This is a genomic window from Streptomyces sp. URMC 126, assembly GCF_051386555.1.
Classification (GTDB): Bacteria; Actinomycetota; Actinomycetes; order Streptomycetales; family Streptomycetaceae; genus Streptomyces.
Genome location: NZ_JBPQTX010001362.1, coordinates 1 through 235 on the forward strand (window position 1 = coordinate 1; position 235 = coordinate 235).

General features: G+C 74.9%; 1 protein-coding gene. It reads left to right on the forward strand.

Features of this window, described 5'->3' with window-relative positions; all coding sequences use genetic code 11:
* The coding region (locus tag ACSNOK_RS36275) for a phosphopantetheine-binding protein (protein WP_436784901.1) at nucleotides 1-235 on the forward strand (235 nt) is incomplete at both ends.

Sequence of the window (235 nt, forward strand, 5' to 3'; positions counted from 1 at the left end):
GCTCACCCCCAACGGGAAGATCGACAAGAAGGCGCTGACCAGGCTCGCGAACGAGCTGTCCGCGGCCCGTGCGGAGGGGGCCGGTACGGGGTCGGGCGCGGCGCCCACCACCGACGCCGAGCGCCGGCTCGCGGCCCTGTGGGCGGCGGCCCTGAAGGTCCCGGAGGAGCGGATCGGCCGGCTGGACCACTTCTTCGAGACGGGCGGTACGTCGCTGTCGGCGCTGCGGCTGGTG